Source organism: Streptococcus sp. SI1 (genome assembly GCF_030439945.1).
Taxonomy (GTDB): Bacteria; Bacillota; Bacilli; order Lactobacillales; family Streptococcaceae; genus Streptococcus; species Streptococcus intermedius.
In genome coordinates this window covers 22,043-41,150 of sequence record NZ_JAQFJE010000001.1, presented here as the reverse complement: position 1 = coordinate 41,150, position 19,108 = coordinate 22,043, and the positions used below count along the sequence as shown (strand labels likewise).

The following is a 19,108-nucleotide window of genomic DNA, read 5'->3' as shown; positions in this document are numbered from 1 at the left end:
CAAAGATTATTTTTTCTTTTTAGCATTTTCAAGTGCTGTTTTTTGTTGATTTTTAATTTGACGATACACTTGTTGTACCTTTGCTTCATTTGGCTTTTGTCCGTTTGCGGATAACATCGTACGAACTGCATCGATATTCAAACGTGGATTGTCAGCAAATTCTTTTTCAATTTGTTTGCGAACAAGATACATTCCAGCAAACATACCACCAAAAAAAGCAAGAATAATCAACAAAATAGCTAATAATAAATCCATAAATATGTAATCCTCTTTTCCCTTTTTACATCTTCTTATTATATCAAAAATTGTCTATTTTTCAAAATCAAAGCCATACAAAGTTGCAAAGTAATCCTCAGGTATTTCAGCACGCCGAATCAATCGTACACCACCATCTTCTTCCAACAAAAGTTCAGCCGAACGAAGTTTGCCATTATATTGATAGCCCATTGAAAAACCATGCGCTCCTGTATCGTGAATCACTAAGGTATCTCCAATATTAGTAATTGGTAGTTCACGCTGAATAGCAAATTTATCATTGTTTTCACAAAGGCTACCTACTACATCCACTATTTCTGTTTGACCATCTGGATGATCCATATTTGTAATATGATGATAAGCACCATACATGGCAGGACGAAGAAGGTTTACTGCCGAAGCATCCAGACCAATGTAAGTGCGATAAGTTTGTTTTTTATGCAACACTTTCGTCACTAATAATCCGTGAGGGGCCAGCATAAAGCGTCCCAATTCCGTAAAAATTTTTACCTTTCCTAAGCCTACAGGGTCTAAAATTTCCTCATAAGCCTGCCGGACTCCTTGTCCGATTGCTAAAATATCATTTGCCTTTTCTTCGGGGTGATAAGGAACACCTACTCCACCTGAAAGATTGATAAAATCCAGTTCCACATCAGTTTCAGCCACAATCTCAACAGCTAATTCAAAGAGCTGACGAGCTAATTCGGGATAATAACAATTCGTAATGGTGTTAGAAGCCAGCAAAGCATGAATACCAAATTTTTTGACTCCTACTGTTTTTAAATCTTTAAATGCTTGAATAAGCTGTGCTTTTGTCATTCCGAATTTGGCTTCTTCTGGAGAATCCATAATGTCCGTTCCTAACTCAAATACACCGCCGGGATTATAACGACAGGAAATAACTTCCGGAATACCTGCTACCTCCTGTAAAAATGCAATATCTTCATAAGCATCAAGATTGATAGTAGCTCCCAATTCACGCGCAAGCTGCATTTCTTTTGCAGGTGTATCATTGGACGAAAACATTATGTCACTGTCCGAAAAACCTACTTTCTGACTCATCAAGAGTTCTACATAGCTGGCACAGTCTACCCCACATCCTTCTTCTTTCAAAATTTTCAAAATAGTCGGATTTGGAGTTGCCTTTACTGCAAAATATTCTTTAAAACCCTGGTTCCATGAAAAAGCTTCATGAAGCGCACGCGCTGTTTCACGAATTCCTTTCTCATCATATAAATGAAATGGTGTTGGAAATTGTGCTGTGATTTCAGCTAACTTTTCACGACTGATATAAGGTTCTTTCATAGTTAGTCTCATGCTTTCTCTTGATGCGTTTTATTATATCATAAAAGAAGAATCATCTGCCAATAAAAAAAGAAGCTGGAAAAAATCCAACTTCCATTATTCTTACTTTTAATTGTCTCTTCCAAAAATACGAAGAATACTGAGAAACAGATTGATAAAGTCAAGGTAAATATTTAAGGCGAGTGAAACTGCCCAACCAGCTGCCACATTTCCCCCTGATTGCTCATAGACATAACGGATTCGTTGATTATCCCAAGCAATCAAGCCAGAGAAGATAATCACACTAATAATACTAATAATAAAATCTAATCCAGAATTTTTAAGGAAAATATTCACCAAACTAGCGATGATAACTCCAATTAACCCTGCAATAAAAGCTCTGCCTAGGCCAGAAAGATCTTTTTTGGTAAATCTCCCAATCAATGCCATAGCAAAAAACATTGCAGAAGAAGTAACAAAGGCTGCTAAAACTGTTGCTTGTGTGTAAAGAGCCAACACTAAACTAATCGTAAAACCATTTAAAGCTGAATAAATTAGAAAAGTTGGCAATGCAGCTGGATTGTTTTTGACAGACATGCCCGAAGCCACCCAGACAAGGATCAGCTCAGCAAAAATTGCTAAGTAAAAAATCCAAGTATTTCCTGTCATGACAGACAAAATCACATCTTGAAAGATGGTCAGCATTAGTGCTGATACAAGAGCAGAAATACCAATCCCCATTCCAACTAAAGAGTATACTTTTGCATAAAAACTATTGATGCCGCTATTTTCTTGAATAATTGTATTGTTCATAAACTCTCTCCTTTTATTGTTATAGTTATGATTTTAACATTTTTCTGTGGAAAAGTCTGCTTTTAGCAATTCTTTTCCGAACTGGTGCCATCGCTTCTTTGATTGCCCAGTATTTATCCACCATGGTAACAATATAGCCTTCTTTATACCGCGGTGGCGCTACTGTTGCACCCCACATGTGTTTGAGAATGATATCTTCTTCGACTTTATTTAATTTGGTTACTTTCCGTGCATTCCTCACCGCTAACCGAGGGTGTACCCAAGCATGGCTCTTATTGAATTTCGTTTCACGCCAATCATAATAAAACATATCGTGCAAAAGACCTCCACGCGCAGTACTTTTTGCATCCCAACCTAATTTCTTAGCAATTTTATAACTCGTATAACTAACATGAATCGAATGTTCCAAACGATTGGAATATATATGATGTGTTATGGTTTTTAGTTTCTGGACGCGTGGTTGAGCAATCAATTGACCAACGTGCTCCATATACTCTTTGTCTTCTTTATAAAGCATAGAACCACCTCCATGTGCTTCTAATTATAAATACATTTCTAAATTTTAACTTAAAGAAAAAATGAGAATTCCTGCTGCAACAGCTACATTTAAACTCTCAGCTTGCCCTTTCATAGAAATATGAATTAGCTGATCTGCCTCATCCATCATCTGCTGGCTGATCCCTTGCCCTTCATTTCCCATCACAAGAACAAAGTCTGATATGGGCGCTACTTCCCGATAATCTATTGAATCTTTTGAAAGCGTCGTTGCTAATATCGGTAACTGTGCTTGTTTAGCAAGCTTAAGAAAATCTGAGGTCTTCATACGATAAATCGGCAAATGAAACTGACTGCCTTGCATAGAACGTAAAGTTTTAAGGTTGTAAATATCCGCCGAATATTGTGAAATGAACACTCCATCATAACCCGCAGCATCAGCCGTTCGGATAATCGTTCCTACATTTCCGGGATCCTGCACATCTTCTAAAAAGAGATACTTCCCTTTGAGAAATGAAGGAGCAGATTGTTTTTCAAAAGCAATCTCTGCCACAATGCCCTGCGGCGTTTTCGAATCAGCTAAATCCGCTAAAATTTCTGCCGTCACTACATGAACTTGAGAAAAATCTGACACTCTATCGGCAAATTCTTCTAGAACAAAGATATGAAGAATTTGAGCTTGTGTATTAACTGCTTCTTCAAATAAATGCCACCCTTCAATTAAGTATGAGTCTTTCCGATACTTTTTTTGAAGTAATTTTTTAGTATTTTTTACCACATTATTAGCTTTTGAGGTTATAATATTCATAGAACTATTATAACACAAAAGGAGACTCGCATGAAAAAAGTAAGAATGATTGCACAAGGGCGTGTACAAGGTGTTGGCTTTCGTTGGGGTGTTTATACACTTGCTACAGAAATAGGTGGAATAACAGGGCGTGTCTGGAATAATGAAGATGGAACCGTAGAGATTTTAGCACAAGCCGAAAATCCCACTCTCATGGCTAAATTCATCCAAGAAATCCGCAAAGGTCCCACACCATTTTCAAAAGTCAGCTATTTAGATGTTACAATGGCTAATTTTGAATCCTATTCAGATTTTAAAATTGCAAATTAGGTCCGAAGAACTATTGTATATTTAAGAAAAAAACAGTAGAATAGAAAGGTATTATTTTTTAGAAAAAGGAAACAAACACGTGAAAAAAGTAAATCGTATTTTATTCTCAGGACTGGGGCTCTCTATGCTTCTTCTGCTCTCAGGATGTGTACAAGTCAAAGATGGTAAGCCTGCTGGGTTTGTCTGGGATATCATTGGAAGACCAATGAGCCTTGCCATTCAGTATTTTGCTAATAACATGGGGCTAGGTTTTGGTGTTGCTATTATCATTGTTACCCTGATTGTGCGGCTGATCATTTTGCCACTGGGACTTTATCAATCATGGAAAGCAACTTATCAATCTGAAAAGATGAACTACTTGAAGCCGATTTTTGAGCCGATCCAAGAACGCATGAAAAATGCTGAAACACAAGAAGAAAAACTGGCTGCTCAACAAGCACTCATGGCTGCCCAAAAAGAAAATGGTGTTAATATGCTTGGGGGTATCGGATGTCTCCCTCTACTGATTCAATTACCATTTTTCTCTGCTCTTTACTTCTCTGCTCAATATACTGAAGGAGTGGCAAAGAGTGTCTTCTTAGGAATTCCACTTGGAAAAGCTAGCGTTCTTCTTACTGTTATTGTTGGGATTTTATATTTCATTCAATCTGCTTTAACTCTTGTCGGTGTTGATGAAGTTCAAAAAGAACAAATGAAGAAAATGATGTACATGAGCCCGCTCATGATTGTCATCTTCTCTCTCACAGCTCCAGCAGGTGTAACACTTTATTGGGTAGTCGGCGGTTTCATTATGATCATTCAACAATTGATTATCAATCATTACATCCGTCCACAACTCAGAAAACGCGTTACTGAAGAATACAAAAACAATCCACCTAAAGCCATTAAAAATTCTGGCCGTAAAAAAGATGTAACACCTAACACTCAAGCTATTATTGAAAATAGAAAACAGAATAAAAAGAAAAATCGCAACGCTGGAAAACAACGTTCAAGATAAACAAAAAAGCTGGAACAATCATTCCAGCTTTTTGCTTGTCGTTCAATCAACAAAGCATCCTACTATGAAACAACACTCCATCTTTTCAAACACCAACTTGAATGACAGAATATTCTCATTCAAAAACAAGCTTACCAAAATTCACGGACAAAATCATTTTCTAAGCGCTCACTATAAAATAATTCTGACAATGATTGGTCATCAAAAACACGCAACAAATTTTTTAAATCATAAGCCAACTCCATAGTATCTAGGTCTTCACGCGCCACCCACATAACTTCACCTTCTTCTGACGAACGAAGATGACCAGAAAATTCATTTGTACGATAAAGAAAGACCAGATAACGAATACCTTCTGCCGTATACCAATGTTTCATACCAACCAATCTAGGGTTATGAATTGTTAATCCTGTTTCTTCATAAACCTCACGTACAACTGCCTGATAAAGGCTCTCCCTTTCTTCTATATGTCCACCAGGCAGAGCTGCTCCTGACCAAGAATATCGCTTGGGGTCCCGAATCTGCATAACAATACGATTCTGATCATCTTCAATTAGACACATGTTGGTTAAAATCACTTGAGACTGATGGGACATATTTCCCTCCTCTATGTTTTACTGAGACGCGCCCCGTGATTGTGATGATACCATGGGGCGCGTTTTCTTTTTTTAATTATGCTGTTTTTTCGACTTTTAGGATTTTTACATCATAACTACCAATAGGTGTTTCAACTGTAGCTGTGTCACCTGTTTTTTTACCAATTAATGCTTGTCCAATAGGACTTTCATTAGACACTTTTCCAGCAAAAGCATCTGCTCCAGCTGCGCCAACAATCATATAGACTTCTTCGTCTGTTTCACCAACTTCTTGAATCGTAACGGTCTTACCAATAGCGACTTCATCATGAGCTACTGCATCGCTGTCTACAATTTCAGCGTAACGAATCTTGGTTTCTAGACTAGATATTTGTCCTTCAACAAAAGCCTGCTCATCTTTGGCTGCTTCATACTCACTATTTTCTGATAAATCTCCATAAGAGCGAGCAATTTTAATACGCTCTACTACTTCAGGACGGCGAACCAATTTAAGTTCTTCTAATTCTTTTTCAAGTTTTTCCTTTTCTTCAAGGGTCATAGGATAAGTTTTTTCTGCCATTATTTTCTTCTTTCTATTTTTTAAACAAAGAGATTGGGACAATAATGTCCCAACTTTCTAATATCGTGTGTGATTCCTTTGCAAGGCACAATCTCCATCCAATCTAAAATATGCTTATTGCATTCTATTTCAGACCTAATTTTCATTGCGCTAAAGGAGAATCAAATCAAGTTCTACGAAGTACCGATTTTGCCCTACTCCTTTTAATTTGAACTACTTGGCTTTGTCAATTTACTATTGACATGCTCCTGAACATTTTTCTCATGTTCTGCATAGGTAGTTGCAAAATAAACTTTGCCTGTTTCTGTATTAGCTACGAAATATAGATAATCAGTTTTAACTGGATTAACTGTCGCTTCAATAGCAGAAAGGCTCGGATTATCTACAGGACCAGGCATTAAACCAGTATTTTTATAGACGTTGTAAGGCGAATCAATATTCGTATCAATTGCAGCGTCTTCCGATAAGGTCGTTTTTTGTCCAAGTTTTCCTTGAGCATACAGAATTGCAATATTGCTTTGTAAAGGCATATTTTGATTCAAACGGTTGTAAAAAACACTTGCAATATTTTTCCGATCTTGATCCGTTGAACCTTCTTTTTCAACTAAGGATGCAATTGTTAAAACATCATGCACTGTCAAGTTCTTCGCTGCTAACACATCATAATATCGCGACATAGTCTTATCCATTGCAGCTAACATTTGTTCAATGAGAGTTTCAGCTGTTGTACTATCTGTCACATTGTAAGTAGCAGGGAAGAGATAGCCTTCCAAACGATACTTCACACCACTCTCTTTTTTAGCTAAGTTTTCCAATAATTTCGGATATTTCGAAGCCTCCTGAGTGATAAAATTATCATCTTGGACTTTCTTTAGGAAAGTATCTGATGACAATTTATTCTTTTTCAACTTTGCAATCATTTTTGCAATTTGATCAATCGTATAGCCTTCTGGAATTGTTAATTTTTCCATCGAAGGATCTTGTGGAGTCTCCGTTCCGCCTTTTTGTAACTTTTTAGCAATCGTATCCAAAGTCATACTTTTTTGTAGATTGTAATAACCTGATTGGAAATTTGCATAGTTTTTAAATTTAGCATAATAGCTAAAAATCTGAGCATTTTTAATCAAACCAGATTTTTCCAGGACTTTTCCAATTGCTTTAGGGCTAGAACCAGTTGGAATCTTAACCGTCACATACTTTGTATTTTTTGCATCAATCGGTTGTAAAGCTGATGTTACATAGCGATAAGCAAAGAAACCTGTTAGCCCAATTCCTAAAAGCACTAAAATCAAAACCGTTTTAACAATTTTCCCGGCGACTTTACTTTGCCGTTTCTTAGCAGTGACTGCTTGAGAAGTTCGATTTAAACGGGATAGTTTCTCTGGCTCTGGTTCCGTCCCATAAGCTGCAGATTGAACCAATTCTTCTGGAATCTTAGTTTTATCAACCACCTGAGTAGTTGGGTAAGAAACAGGAACTTTCGTTGTATGAGTATTAAACTCTTTCTCTTCCCTAGCTACTGCTTCAGCTTCTATTTGCTGAACAGTTGGTAGCGGACTTTCTAATGAAGCTGGTTCTGGTTTGCTCTTTTCTTCTTGCTGCACTTGGGATATATCCATTCCAAAAATAAGCGATTTGTCTTCTTTCTGAATAGAAGAAAGTGTAGATTGTCCTAGCTCCAACTCTTCATGTAAATCATTAGATGATTCAACACGAGTTGATTGGCTAGTTTCCTTTGCTTTGGCTAAGTCACGTAGAATCTGTTCTTTAAAACTCAACCCTTCTTTTTCTCGTGAATCTTCAGTCAAATAATTGACCTCCTTGTTCAGTATCCCTACTATTATAACGTAAAAGGTAAATAAAAGCAATAAGAGAAGGCCTTTCTTTCAGGCTTTCTACAAAATAATCAATCTTTTTCAACTATTAGGTGTTTCCCAAACCATATCATACCAAACTTCACCTGCATAAGTGGATTGAGATCGTCCCTCATTGACAAAGCCATGCTTTTCATAATAACTAACTAAATAATCATGACAAGTCAAATTAATTCCCAATCGCCGGTCTCGAATAGCAATATCTTTCATTTTATTCAACAAACGATGGCCTATTCCCATATTTTGAGCACTTTTAGAAACAGATAAACTAGTTAATGAAATATAATGATTTTGTAAATAACTATAATCTTCCACTTCTGAAGTGAAAGACTGATCTATTAGATGACGTTCTGGACGAACAGGCCCCTCCAGATAGCCTAAAATTTGACCATCTCGTTCAGCAACTAAAAAACTGGTCGCTATTTTTTGAATATGAACCTCTAAAATATCTCGGCTCAAGGCTTCGTCTGAACCAAAATTCTCCCACTCAATTGCCGTAATAGCATCCAAATCTGCTAAATTCGCTTGTCTAATCTTCATTTTTTCTCCTTAAAGTATGAATTTTCCCATATCAATTCATATAAAATAGTATTATCATAAACTTTTTCAGAGATTCCTTCATTTACGAAAGCATTCATTTCATAGTAAGAAATCAAGTCATCTGAACAAACCAACTGAAGACCTTTCCGATTTTGTGTAACCGCTATTTCTTTACAAGCAGCTAAAAGCAATGTCCCCAGCCCCTGACCTTTAAAGTCTGGGTGAATTGATAATTGCTGAATCGTAATAAAATTAGATTTTTCCTGTTTTTCTGCTGAATTGTCTGTCATCTCATTTACCAAATGATGTGAAAAAACGGCTGACCCTACGATGTAGCCAGCTATTTTATTATTTAATTCTGCTATTAAACATATATTCGAAATCTGTTCAATCCATGTTCGGATAGTTTGCAAAACAGCTGCTTCTGTAGCAAAATTTTCCTGTTCAATCGTTATAATTGCTTCCAAATCTTCTGAAACAGCTTCTCGAATAGTGACTTGAGGAGTTAGATTACTGGACATTGCTTGTCAAATTGGATAATAAGCGTTCAAAAGAATATTCATAGGTTTGAATATCACCAGCTCCCATGAAAACATAAACTGCATTTGGATGTTCTAATAACGGCGAAACATTGTCAACAGTAATGATTTCTGCTTTTTTTACAATCTTCGCCGCCAAATCTTCTACTTTAACATCTCCATGATCCACTTCACGTGCAGAACCATAAATTTGTGCTAAATACACTGCATCTGCTTGACTCAAGGCTTCTGCAAATTCATCCAAAAGTGCAATAGTTCTAGTAAAGGTATGGGGTTGGAAAATTGCAACAATTTCTTTGCTTGGATATTTCTGGCGAGCTGCATCTAAAGTTGCAATGATTTCAGTAGGGTGATGAGCAAAGTCATCAATAATTGTCGCTCCATTCACCATTTTTTCAGTGAACCGACGTTTCACACCACCAAAAGTAGCCAAATGCTCTCGAACCAAAGTCAAATCAAATCCAGCTGTATACAACAAACCAATAACAGCTGTCGCATTCATAATATTGTGGCGACCAAAGCTAGGAATCTTGAATTCTCCTAATTCTTGCTCGCGGAAAGAAACTTTAAAGCTGGAACCCGTCGTAGAACGAAGCAAATCATGAGCGACAAAGTCATTCCCTTCCTTAAAACCATAATAATAAATAGGAGCATTGGCTGTAATCCGACGTAACTCCTTGTCTTCACCGTAAACAAACACTCCTTTGCTAACTTGTTTAGCATAATCATTAAATGCATTGAAAACATCTTCTAAACTGGTAAAATAATCTGGGTGGTCAAAATCTATATTCGTAATAATCGAATATTCAGGATGATAAGGCATAAAGTGACGCTCATATTCATCTGCTTCAAACGCAAAATATTTCGCATTGGCAGAGCCACGCCCTGTACCATCACCTATGAGATAACTAGTATCTGTAATATTTGATAAGACGTGTGCCAACATGCCAGTTGTTGATGTCTTTCCATGTGCACCCGCCACCCCCATGCTGACAAAATTACGCATAAAGATTCCAAGAAATTCATGGTAACGCTTATAAGAAATACCATTTGCATCGGCATAAGCAATTTCAAGATTATTATCCGGACGGAAAGCATTTCCTGCAATAACTTCTACATCTGCTTGAAGATTTTTTTCGTCAAAAGGCAAGATTTTAATTCCTGCTTGTTCTAAGCCACGTTGAGTGAAATAGTATTTTTCAACATCGCTTCCTTGAACTTGATGTCCCATTTGATGCAGCATCAATGCTAAAGCACTCATTCCAGAGCCCTTAATCCCGATAAAATGATAGGTTTTTGTCATAATTTCTCCTTAAATACAAAGAACATTAAATAGGTGAAATCGCGTTCACACCAAAACGTCTTTACTTTTTGTCAACATTCGATTATTTTTCTTCCAATCGTGTTAAATTTAACTCCTGCGCTATCCGACGTTCTCTTTGATTTTGCAATTCTTTTTTGTTATAAATTTGACTTGTTTTTAAAAAGTCATAATTATTTTTAGATTTTTTTGGTGATTCCTTCGGCAAAGAGGTATTTACGTTGATATCTGCTAAAATATAATGATCCTGCTTTAAATTTCGACTATATTTTGATAACCCACTACCATTTTCCTTTTGGAAAAATGCTGTTGGTTGATGTGAAATAGCTGTATTAGCATTATTAACAGCAGGATGGGAGCGTTTTTTAGTTATAAAGTCTGAAGTCAAATAAGCTGCTGAGCGTTTCTTTTTTAAATCTGCTCTGGCTTCTTCTCTAGCCAATTCTGCATAGCTTTTTGGGGCAGGTTTGGCGACTTCAGCAGACGGAATAGCTGAAGTTGCTTGGTAAGCTTTCCCTTCTTTTACTTGACTGTCTACAATTTTCTTTACAATTGGTTCCCATTCTAAGTAATTCTTATCAACATAGTCACCATTAATATTACTGATAAGATCACTTTCATCGTAAAGATTCATACGCAGCATTTCTGATAGCATAATCTCATCATCAGAAATCAATGGAAAAGTTTTTTCTTTCATGGGCACATTTCCTTTCAACACTTCATTATAACCTATTGGTGCTATTTTTCAAGTGTTTCTGTAGAAATTCCTAGAATTTCTCGTATTTCAGCAACAGTTAGGCTGCTACGGGATTCTGTTCCATCTAGGATAGTTGATACGAGATGCCGCTTGCTTTCCTGCAATTCTTGAATTTTTTCTTCAATCGTTCCTCTCGTAATCAATCGATACACTTCTACATTTCTTTCTTGACCCATACGGTGAGCTCGACCAATTGCCTGAGACTCTACCGCTGGGTTCCACCAAAGGTCTACTAAGATAACAGTATCAGCACCAGTTAGATTCAAACCAACACCTCCAGCTTTTAAAGAGATTAAAAAGGCATCCCCTTTTCCATTATTAAAAGCATTTGTCATTTCTTGTCGATCTTTTGCTGGTGTAGAACCTGTAATTTTAAATGTCTCCATTTTCATCTTTTTCAATTCTTCTTCAATAATATCTAGCATTCCTCGGAATTGAGAAAAGATTAACACACGGTGGCTTCCTGTCTGAATCTGCTCTAATAGTTCCATCAAGCTTTCTAGTTTGCCACTCTCTCCATGATAGTCCTCCATAAAGAGCGCGGGAGTATCGCAGATTTGACGTAACCGCATCAAACCAGATAAAATTTCCATTTTGCTACGATTCAGTTCTTCCTCTGTGGAAGTAAGTACGCGTTCCTGCATTTGTTTTAGCTGCGCTAAGTAGATGGCCTTTTGACTATCTGCTAGTTCATTGCGATAAGAAACCTCAATAAGATCGGGCAGCTCTTGTAAAACATCTTCTTTCTTCCGTCGCATGACAAAAGGCTTGATAAAACGAGCAACAGTTTTTGCAGGCAGTTTCAAAAAGTTCTTTTTGCTAGGTAATAAGCCTGGCAAAACAATTTGAAAAATCGACCATAATTCGCCGAGATTATTTTCAATCGGTGTTCCAGAAAGAGCAAAGGTATTTTTGACCTCAAAGTTTCGTAAATGATGAGCGATCTTAGTCTGCGCATTTTTCATAATTTGTGCTTCATCTAAAAAGAGATAATCAAAATTCAATCGGCTATATTCTTCGACATCTTGACGGAAAGAGGCATAACTTGTAATCATCACCTGATGTCTTTCCGCAATCAAATTATCTCTAATTGGTTTTAATCCATAAATAACGGCTACATCCATTTTTGGTGCAAATTTTGTAAACTCATCTAGCCAATTGTAAATCAAACTAGATGGAGCCAAAATCAAGACGTTCGTCTCTTTTTGTAGTTTGCTACTTAAAAAGGCTATCGTTTGGAGTGTTTTCCCCAACCCCATATCATCTGCTAAAATACCACCAAAACCATAATGATGAAGCATAGACATCCATTTGACACCAGTTTCTTGGTAATCGCGCAAAGCTGCTTCCACTTTCAATGGCGGTAGAACAAACTCCTCTGGATGTGTCAAATCAAAGGCTAAATGACGAAACTCCTCCGAAAAACTCACCTTTTCTTGATCTTTGAATAATTCAGATAGCTGATAAGCAGTAATCCGCTGGGTCTGGAAAATGCCCCCTTTTCCTTTTTTTGCTCGTAAATCTTGTAAAGTTTTGCTGACTCTTTTTGTTTCGTCATCAAAAACGAGGACCTTCCCAGAACGACTGACAAAATAATCATTGGCTGAAAAAAGAGCCTCTAAAGCATCATCCACTTCCATCTGGTCAATACTTGTAAAGTCAAAACCAATGTCCAACAAACCACCATTTGTCTGAATAGAAACGGCCGGTTTTTCAATTTGGTACAAAGCTGTTAGGTTGTCTGATACCACTACCTTCCCTAAATCTTTAAAACGTGGAAGAATGGAAGTGAAAAATGAGTAGATCTCTTGTGGTTGCAAAGGAAGCCGTTTGCTCACAAAATCCGCCTCAAAGCCAGCAGATAGAGTTTGTTGAAAAACTTTCTGTTCCAGTTGAAAATCACTAGCAAATGGTAATTTTTCTAACTCCAAACGACTGGTAACTATACGATCTCCATAATCAAACTGAATTTTGAGGCTGATTTCTTTCGTATCCAACAATTCAAACTCAAACGCTGGAACAAACGTATGAATCACCAAACTTTCCGGTGCATGAATAGAGCCGACTTTTTGAAATTCTAGTAATCCTGAAGCCAGTTTCGCTTGATCACTTGTATCAAATTGAAGCCGTTTTTTCCGATCAGTATCCACAGGTAATTCTCGAATCACCCGAATAATACGCTTTTGCTGTTCCGTCAGTTGGAAAAAATGATTTCCATAAAAAATAAAGTCCCCATCGTATAGGATTTTATAATTTTGCTCTGTAATGACAAGTTCAAAATAATCCGAATTTTCCTCTACTTTGAAATTATAAATTCCTACTTCGGCATGTAAATCTTGAAAAAAAACTTCGTCATAGTCATAAAGACTGTATTCTAAGCGGAAATGTGGCAAATTCATAAGTCGGCTCACACCTTCTTCAAATAAACTAGACGGAAAATAAAGATGTCTAGCAGCATTTGGAAAGATAAAAGAAGCATCTTGAGTTTGTTGATAAGAAACAAGCCCTCGTAAAAACTCAATCACCTCTTGGCTAGCCTCATCAAAGGCTGCTAACTGGATTTTTTCGTAATAATGCTTGCCAATTTGATAATAATCACCTTTTTCAACAATTTTTAAAAAAGCACAAATATCTCGAACAACATAGGAGCGCTCATCTGGCAAACGGCTGATGCGCAATGTCCACAAAAATTGTCCCGTATAATCATCTTCTTGCCCAACGGCAGATAATTCGTACCGAATAGCTACATCTTCTGGTGGAAGAATCCTATCCAAGAAAAGACTCCCAAAAGAAACCTTCGTTTGAGTTTCTTCTGAATTTGTCTGTTCTTCTTCCAGATTGGTCAAAACAATTTTCCCTTCGGGATCATTTTTCAGAAAATATTCTACCCCTGCTAAATGGGCACAATATTTCTTCTTTTGGAAAAAATCACAAGCACAAAAAATAGCTTCATCATTCAAACTATATCGGAGATTATGATTTTCCACTCGGCTATAAATCATCTGATCTTTCACCTTGAGAATTTCAATTTTCCCTGCTTCGTAAAGAGCTATCCCTTCTGTCCGAATCTTCCCAGGAATTAATTTTGCCATAAGTACCACCTTTATTTTATCTATTCATTATATCATATTTTCAGTATAAAGAAAAAAAGCAAGGTTTTTCTTGCTTTCTTTTAGAAAATGTTTTCTTTGATTGTTATAGTATTTCGTCCCATTTATATTCTTTCTTACATAAGCACATCAGATTAATCACCTCATACTGCCACTACTATTTTTATGTTATGTTATGTTATGTTTTGTTTAGCTAGCTCCGCCCTATTTCCGCCTTCTGGCAATCAAGTGAATCGGAGTTCCTTCAAAAACGAATGCCTTACGAATCTGATTTTCAAGAAAGCGCAGATAAGAAAAATGCATCAGCTCTTCTTCGTTGACAAAGATAACAAAGGTTGGTGGTTTGGTTGCAACTTGCGTCCCATAGAAGATTTTTAGTCGTTTGCCTTTATCAGTCGGTGTTGGATTGATGGCGATGGCATCCATGATGACATCATTGAGTACTGCAGACGGTATACGGGTATTTTGACTCTGACTAATTTGTTTGATCATGTCCGGCAGCTTATGTAAACGCTGCTTGGTTAGAGCTGAGACAAAGATAATCGGTGCATAAGAGAGATACTGAAATTGATTACGAATATCTGCTTCCCAATTTTGCATGGTCTTATTATCCTTTTCTAATGTATCCCATTTATTAACAACGATAATAATTCCTTTGCCCGCCTCATGAGCAAAACCTGCGATACGCTTATCGTATTCGCGAATCCCTTCTTCAGCATTGAGTACCATGAGTACCACATCAGATCGGTCAATTGCTCGCATAGCCCGCATAACAGAGTACTTCTCAGTATTTTCATAGACCTTACCAGACTTGCGCATGCCAGCGGTATCAATCATGGTAAATTCTTGACCTTCACCGTCCGTAAAAACCGTATCAATTGCATCACGAGTAGTTCCAGCCACAGGACTAGCGATGACACGTTCTTCTCCCAAAATCGCATTGATCAAGCTAGATTTACCAACATTGGGGCGACCGATGAGACTGAATTTGATCATATCAGGATTTTCAACCACTTCTTCCTTCGGTAGATTTTCAACAATTGCATCTAGGATATCCCCTGTACCAATTCCATGAATGGAAGAAACAGGATAAGGCTCTCCTAAACCAAGAGCATAAAAATCAAAAATTTCACTCCGCATCTCAGGATTATCTACTTTGTTGACGGCTAGAATAATCGGCTTATGTGTCTTGTAAAGTATGCGTGCTACGTATTCATCTGCATCTGTAATGCCTTCTTTTCCTGACACTACAAAAACGATGACATCTGCTTCTTCCATAGCAATCTCCGCTTGATGCCTGATCTGCTCCATAAAAGGTGCATCCACATCATCAATCCCACCTGTGTCAATCATGCTAAATTTACGATTCAGCCACTCAGCCGTTGCATAAATACGGTCCCGAGTTACTCCTTCAACATCCTCAACAATGGAAATCCGCTCTCCAGCAATCCGATTAAAAAGCGTTGATTTGCCGACATTGGGACGGCCAACAATAGCAATGGTTGGTAAAGCCATAGTATTCCTCTTTCTGTTTTCAAGGGTGTAAGCAAAAGCTGTACCCTTTATTTATAATAATTTCTTGTCTTGTAATAGATTCTGACTAGCAAGGTTTGGCTTTTTTGCAAATTGGGCCGTCAATCGCTCACTCTACGTATCTGTTGCTCGATTCCCAGCATAGTCCGCTTGAACCTGATTATAAGTCTGAATAATGGACACATCCTGTTCTTGATATTTTTCTTCAAAAACGACTGCTTCATATGGCAATCGCGGTTTAACAGTATGGTGTTGAGCTGGCTTCCCCAAAGCTATTCCAAAAATAGGGTAAGTATAGTTCGGCAAGTTAAAAAGCTCTGCTATTTCCCTAGATGCATAACGAACCAAGCCAATGATAACTCCGCCATAACCTAAACTTTCAGCCGCCAGCAGGGTATTCTGCGCAACTAGACTAGCATCAACAGAGCTAATCAAAATATTTTCCACTCCTTGCGGATAAAACGTATCCGTATGAAGGCATACCCCTTTCTTAGCCCGATTCAAATCTCCAATAAAAAGCAGAAAAACCGACGACTGACGAATAGCCTTTTGAGGCACCAAATCAAACAAGGCTGCTTTTTTTTCCTGACTACGAACAACGATAATCGAATAAGATTGAAAATTCTTCCAGCTGGATGCCGCTCGACCGGCGTCAATGATGGCGCGTAGTCCCTTTTCTGAAATCGGTTCTTCTGTAAAACGACGAACAGAAGTATGCTTTTTCATCAAATCAATTGTTTCATTCATCGTCGGTTTTCTCCTTCCAGACGAACTTCCTCTGCTAAAAACTTGATTCTTTCCATAACTCGACGAGCCTGCCAAGTTTCATCTCCGTTTTTGGATGTAGCAAAATGGCGTTCCAAATCCGTAAAATTAAAATTCGATGTAAAGAAAGTTGGTAGATTTTCCTGCATTCGATGCTGTAAAATAACCTGCAAAATCTCATCTCGCATCCAAGGGCTTGATTGCTCCGCACCAATATCATCTAAAATCAAGATTTGTGCTACTTTTACCTCATCAATCTTTTCCTTAACCAGACCAGAAGAAATAGCATTCTTTATATCTAATACAAAACTAGGATAATGGAGTAACGTCGTAGAAACACTACGTTTTTCTGATAGATCATGTGCCAGCGCAGCCATCATGTAACTTTTTCCTACGCCAAAATCACCATAAAGATAAAGGGCTTTTTTATAGTTTGGATAATCTGCTACAAAATTCGTCAGCAGCTCAAAAGCCTTGTAACGACCAACATCGTCTAAGTCTACTTTTGCTAAACTAGCTTCCTTGAGACTAGCTGGAAGGCTAATCAAATTTAAACGTGCATTGATAGCCGCTTGCTTCTGTGCTTCAACTAGCTCTGGAGTTTCCTCATAAGAAACATCAGCATATCCCTCATTTTTCACTAAAATTGGCTTATATCCTTTAGCAATATAAGCCTCATCGCTTAGTAAAAAACGATTTCGCTCAGAAATATACTGATTAAACTTAGAAATGCTTCGTTTGATTTCAGCTGGTGTCATCCCTTCTGACTGGATAAAAGCCGCCACATCTGGATCAGCCATGATTTGCTCGACCAATTTATCATAATCAAATTGCTGCGCACCATTTCTACGTGACATTGCTTGTCCAACACGTTCCATCTAGTCACCTCCTTGATCTAATTTGGCTAACAATTTACGTTTTTGTTTTTCTAATTCTACTTGCTTTTCAGCACTGGTTTCGTTTTTATAATCAGGATTGCTCCAGCTAGGCACATTACTTTTTGGAGCAGAAGCTTTCGCTGCTTTTTTGCTATGCTGTGCTTGGTAACGTTCACGAATATACACCACAGCTTCTTCAGCTGAAAAGATTTTTTGATAGGAAAAGTCATTTGCTACTTTTAAAGCATACTTTTCATTAAGGTTGGCTGAATTTACCTTATTAAAAGTCAATAGTAAAATCACATTGATTACTTCATCTAACAAGCCCAAATTTGCCATTTCTGTCAAGCACTGACGCTCCCCATGTGTAATCGTTGCATGCTTAGTTTTCTTGATTTCCGCCAAAAATTGCACAGCTGCCTTACTCTTAGCCTCTCGAAGAATCGTTTGCTCTTGAGTTGAAAACAGTTCATTTGAAACTTTTTGCTGTAATTTTTGCTGCATCCGCTTCGTGGAAATTACTTGCCCTACAGCAGTTTCTTTTGCCAACAGATACGTTTCATACCAAGTCCAATTTTGTCGCTCTGCAATGGCAAAGAGTACCAGCAAATCTTCTTTTTCATTATCAAAACGCAAGTTTTCACGTGCCATCAATTGTTTAAAATAGTCCAGCTCAAAATGATTCTGCTTTGATGGCAATTCTGTTTTTGTATCTTCTACTTGAAACATATCTGAAAGCTTCACGTTTTGCTTCTGCCCCTTTGGTTGACTAGGTAATAAAGCTTCTACCGCAGCTTCACCAATCTTCTTTTCTAGCAAGCGTCTATAAACAGAATTACTTAAAAATTCACGTGGCGACAGTGGGGACTTCAAATAGATTTGGAAATGATTTTCTCCTTGATACAGCTCCACTAACTGCATAGCGGACAAAATGTTTATACTTTTTTGTAAGGCATTCATTCCCAGATTGAGATGATTCAAAATGTGCCCAACAGTATAAGATGATTTTCCATTATCCCAAAAAGCAAGAAAATATTGATAGATAGTAGTTGCATCGATTCCTAAAATTGGCAAATACAGACGAATCAAACTTGTACTATCCTGACTGATCAGATTATTTTTCACAAAAGAAAATTGATCATTTGGTTTCATTTATTGTTCCTTTTTCTTTTTAGCGGATTTTGTAATCTGCTTCAATAGACTTTCCAGTTCGCTCACATCTTTAAAACTACGATAAACACTAGCAAAACGAACATAAGTAATCTCATCTAACTCAGCTAACTCTTCCATTACTAGACCACCAATATACTCACTGGCGATCTCATTTTCATTGCTACTGCGAACTTTTTGCTCAATTCTGCTAACAATTGCTTCAATTTCATCGCTAGAAACAGGACGTTTTTGTGCCGAACGAATGATTCCATTAAAGATTTTATCTCTTGAAAATTGTTCTCGTGTACCGTCTTTTTTTACGACAACGAGCGTCCGCTCTTCTACACGTTCATACGTTGTAAACCGATATTGACATTCATCACATTCACGACGACGACGAATTGTATTGCCATCTTCAGCCTGTCTACTGTCAATAACGCTTGACTTACTACCACCACACTTAGGACAACGCATCTGCTTCCCTCCTGAACTCTTAATACTTCATTATACCATGTTTTAAGAA

At 37.4% G+C, this 19,108-nt stretch carries 19 protein-coding genes and 1 pseudogene; 2 read left to right on the top strand and 18 right to left on the bottom strand.

The genetic code is table 11. From position 1 onward, the window contains the following. Positions 1-6 precede the first annotated feature (6 nt). From PCY10_RS00270 to PCY10_RS00250, 5 genes are all read right to left on the bottom strand, one after another. Positions 7-255, bottom strand: a complete 249-nt coding sequence (locus PCY10_RS00270; protein WP_021002474.1) for a YneF family protein — start codon at positions 253-255, stop codon at positions 7-9. A gap of 54 nt (positions 256-309) precedes the next feature. Beyond that, positions 310-1,560 carry a diaminopimelate decarboxylase gene (locus tag PCY10_RS00265; protein WP_021002473.1) on the bottom strand — a complete coding sequence of 417 codons (1,251 nt, stop codon included), beginning with the start codon at positions 1,558-1,560 and terminating at the stop codon, positions 310-312. 108 nt (positions 1,561-1,668) lie between these two features. After that, entirely contained in the window at positions 1,669-2,352 is a 684-nt protein-coding gene (locus PCY10_RS00260) for a Bax inhibitor-1/YccA family protein (protein WP_003071886.1), read from the bottom strand. Positions 2,353-2,377: 25 nt separating this feature from the next. Then, the gene (locus PCY10_RS00255; RefSeq protein WP_021002472.1) at positions 2,378-2,869 is read right to left on the bottom strand and encodes an HD domain-containing protein; all 492 of its coding nucleotides are present in this window, start codon (positions 2,867-2,869) and stop codon (positions 2,378-2,380) included. A 45-nt stretch (positions 2,870-2,914) separates the two neighbouring features. Further along, positions 2,915-3,655 carry an RNA methyltransferase gene (locus tag PCY10_RS00250; protein ID WP_021002471.1) on the bottom strand — a complete coding sequence of 247 codons (741 nt, stop codon included), beginning with the start codon at positions 3,653-3,655 and terminating at the stop codon, positions 2,915-2,917. A 30-nt stretch (positions 3,656-3,685) separates the two neighbouring features. On the opposite strand from PCY10_RS00250, the gene PCY10_RS00245 reads away from it, so the two are divergent. Together PCY10_RS00245 and yidC are read left to right on the top strand one after the other, a co-directional pair. Continuing rightward, positions 3,686-3,964: an acylphosphatase gene (locus tag PCY10_RS00245; RefSeq protein ID WP_003071880.1), complete on the top strand. Its 279-nt coding sequence runs from the start codon at positions 3,686-3,688 to the stop codon at positions 3,962-3,964. Positions 3,965-4,043: 79 nt separating this feature from the next. Further along, complete coding sequence (gene yidC / locus PCY10_RS00240; RefSeq protein ID WP_003077036.1) at positions 4,044-4,961, top strand: membrane protein insertase YidC; 918 nt, start codon at positions 4,044-4,046, stop codon at positions 4,959-4,961. Positions 4,962-5,092: 131 nt separating this feature from the next. Here the strand turns inward: yidC and PCY10_RS00235 are convergent, their stop codons facing one another. The 13 genes and pseudogenes from PCY10_RS00235 to nrdR form a co-directional block, all read right to left on the bottom strand. Next, entirely contained in the window at positions 5,093-5,557 is a 465-nt protein-coding gene (locus PCY10_RS00235; protein ID WP_021002470.1) for an 8-oxo-dGTP diphosphatase, read from the bottom strand. Between the two features lie 76 nt (positions 5,558-5,633). Further along, positions 5,634-6,116, bottom strand: coding sequence for a transcription elongation factor GreA (greA, locus tag PCY10_RS00230; RefSeq protein WP_003068147.1), 483 nt, complete (start codon positions 6,114-6,116; stop codon positions 5,634-5,636). Positions 6,117-6,319: 203 nt separating this feature from the next. Continuing rightward, the gene (gene mltG / locus PCY10_RS00225) at positions 6,320-7,924 is read right to left on the bottom strand and encodes an endolytic transglycosylase MltG (RefSeq protein WP_301558732.1); all 1,605 of its coding nucleotides are present in this window, start codon (positions 7,922-7,924) and stop codon (positions 6,320-6,322) included. Positions 7,925-8,032: 108 nt separating this feature from the next. After that, positions 8,033-8,530, bottom strand: coding sequence for a GNAT family N-acetyltransferase (locus PCY10_RS00220; RefSeq protein WP_003071872.1), 498 nt, complete (start codon positions 8,528-8,530; stop codon positions 8,033-8,035). Continuing rightward, a complete protein-coding gene (locus tag PCY10_RS00215; RefSeq protein ID WP_301558731.1) occupies positions 8,527-9,051 on the bottom strand; it encodes a GNAT family N-acetyltransferase in 525 nt (174 codons plus the stop codon). Before PCY10_RS00215 ends, PCY10_RS00220 begins: the two co-directional genes overlap by 4 nt. After that, positions 9,041-10,372 carry a UDP-N-acetylmuramate--L-alanine ligase gene (murC, locus tag PCY10_RS00210; protein WP_003076300.1) on the bottom strand — a complete coding sequence of 444 codons (1,332 nt, stop codon included), beginning with the start codon at positions 10,370-10,372 and terminating at the stop codon, positions 9,041-9,043. Before murC ends, PCY10_RS00215 begins: the two co-directional genes overlap by 11 nt. Positions 10,373-10,454: 82 nt before the next feature. Continuing rightward, a complete protein-coding gene (locus PCY10_RS00205; protein WP_301558730.1) occupies positions 10,455-11,087 on the bottom strand; it encodes a cystathionine gamma-synthase in 633 nt (210 codons plus the stop codon). Positions 11,088-11,128: 41 nt separating this feature from the next. After that, entirely contained in the window at positions 11,129-14,239 is a 3,111-nt protein-coding gene (locus PCY10_RS00200; protein ID WP_301558729.1) for a DEAD/DEAH box helicase, read from the bottom strand. A 222-nt stretch (positions 14,240-14,461) separates the two neighbouring features. Beyond that, positions 14,462-15,772, bottom strand: a complete 1,311-nt coding sequence (der, locus tag PCY10_RS00195) for a ribosome biogenesis GTPase Der (RefSeq protein WP_021002464.1) — start codon at positions 15,770-15,772, stop codon at positions 14,462-14,464. Positions 15,773-15,823: 51 nt separating this feature from the next. Continuing rightward, positions 15,824-16,537, bottom strand: a pseudogene (locus PCY10_RS00190) (nitroreductase family protein). Beyond that, complete coding sequence (gene dnaI / locus PCY10_RS00185; RefSeq protein ID WP_020998344.1) at positions 16,534-17,433, bottom strand: primosomal protein DnaI; 900 nt, start codon at positions 17,431-17,433, stop codon at positions 16,534-16,536. Before dnaI ends, PCY10_RS00190 begins: the two are co-directional and overlap by 4 nt. Continuing rightward, positions 17,434-18,585 carry a DnaD domain protein gene (locus PCY10_RS00180; RefSeq protein WP_021002462.1) on the bottom strand — a complete coding sequence of 384 codons (1,152 nt, stop codon included), beginning with the start codon at positions 18,583-18,585 and terminating at the stop codon, positions 17,434-17,436. Continuing rightward, positions 18,586-19,059, bottom strand: a complete 474-nt coding sequence (nrdR, locus tag PCY10_RS00175; RefSeq protein WP_003071846.1) for a transcriptional regulator NrdR — start codon at positions 19,057-19,059, stop codon at positions 18,586-18,588. Between the last annotated feature and the right edge of the window lie 49 nt (positions 19,060-19,108).

Bases quoted from the DNA above. Each gene is read 5' to 3' on its own strand.
- PCY10_RS00270 (WP_021002474.1), bottom strand. From the start codon at position 255: ATGGATTTATTATTAGCTATTTTGTTGATTATTCTTGCTTTTTTTGGT.
- PCY10_RS00265 (WP_021002473.1), bottom strand. From the start codon at position 1,560: ATGAAAGAACCTTATATCAGTCGTGAAAAGTTAGCTGAAATCACAGCA.
- PCY10_RS00260 (WP_003071886.1), bottom strand. From the start codon at position 2,352: ATGAACAATACAATTATTCAAGAAAATAGCGGCATCAATAGTTTTTAT.
- PCY10_RS00255 (WP_021002472.1), bottom strand. From the start codon at position 2,869: ATGCTTTATAAAGAAGACAAAGAGTATATGGAGCACGTTGGTCAATTG.
- PCY10_RS00250 (WP_021002471.1), bottom strand. From the start codon at position 3,655: ATGAATATTATAACCTCAAAAGCTAATAATGTGGTAAAAAATACTAAA.
- PCY10_RS00245 (WP_003071880.1), top strand. From the start codon at position 3,686: ATGAAAAAAGTAAGAATGATTGCACAAGGGCGTGTACAAGGTGTTGGC.
- PCY10_RS00235 (WP_021002470.1), bottom strand. From the start codon at position 5,557: ATGTCCCATCAGTCTCAAGTGATTTTAACCAACATGTGTCTAATTGAA.
- greA (WP_003068147.1), bottom strand. From the start codon at position 6,116: ATGGCAGAAAAAACTTATCCTATGACCCTTGAAGAAAAGGAAAAACTT.
- PCY10_RS00220 (WP_003071872.1), bottom strand. From the start codon at position 8,530: ATGAAGATTAGACAAGCGAATTTAGCAGATTTGGATGCTATTACGGCA.
- PCY10_RS00215 (WP_301558731.1), bottom strand. From the start codon at position 9,051: ATGTCCAGTAATCTAACTCCTCAAGTCACTATTCGAGAAGCTGTTTCA.
- murC (WP_003076300.1), bottom strand. From the start codon at position 10,372: ATGACAAAAACCTATCATTTTATCGGGATTAAGGGCTCTGGAATGAGT.
- PCY10_RS00205 (WP_301558730.1), bottom strand. From the start codon at position 11,087: ATGAAAGAAAAAACTTTTCCATTGATTTCTGATGATGAGATTATGCTA.
- PCY10_RS00200 (WP_301558729.1), bottom strand. From the start codon at position 14,239: ATGGCAAAATTAATTCCTGGGAAGATTCGGACAGAAGGGATAGCTCTT.
- der (WP_021002464.1), bottom strand. From the start codon at position 15,772: ATGGCTTTACCAACCATTGCTATTGTTGGCCGTCCCAATGTCGGCAAA.
- dnaI (WP_020998344.1), bottom strand. From the start codon at position 17,433: ATGGAACGTGTTGGACAAGCAATGTCACGTAGAAATGGTGCGCAGCAA.
- PCY10_RS00180 (WP_021002462.1), bottom strand. From the start codon at position 18,585: ATGAAACCAAATGATCAATTTTCTTTTGTGAAAAATAATCTGATCAGT.
- nrdR (WP_003071846.1), bottom strand. From the start codon at position 19,059: ATGCGTTGTCCTAAGTGTGGTGGTAGTAAGTCAAGCGTTATTGACAGT.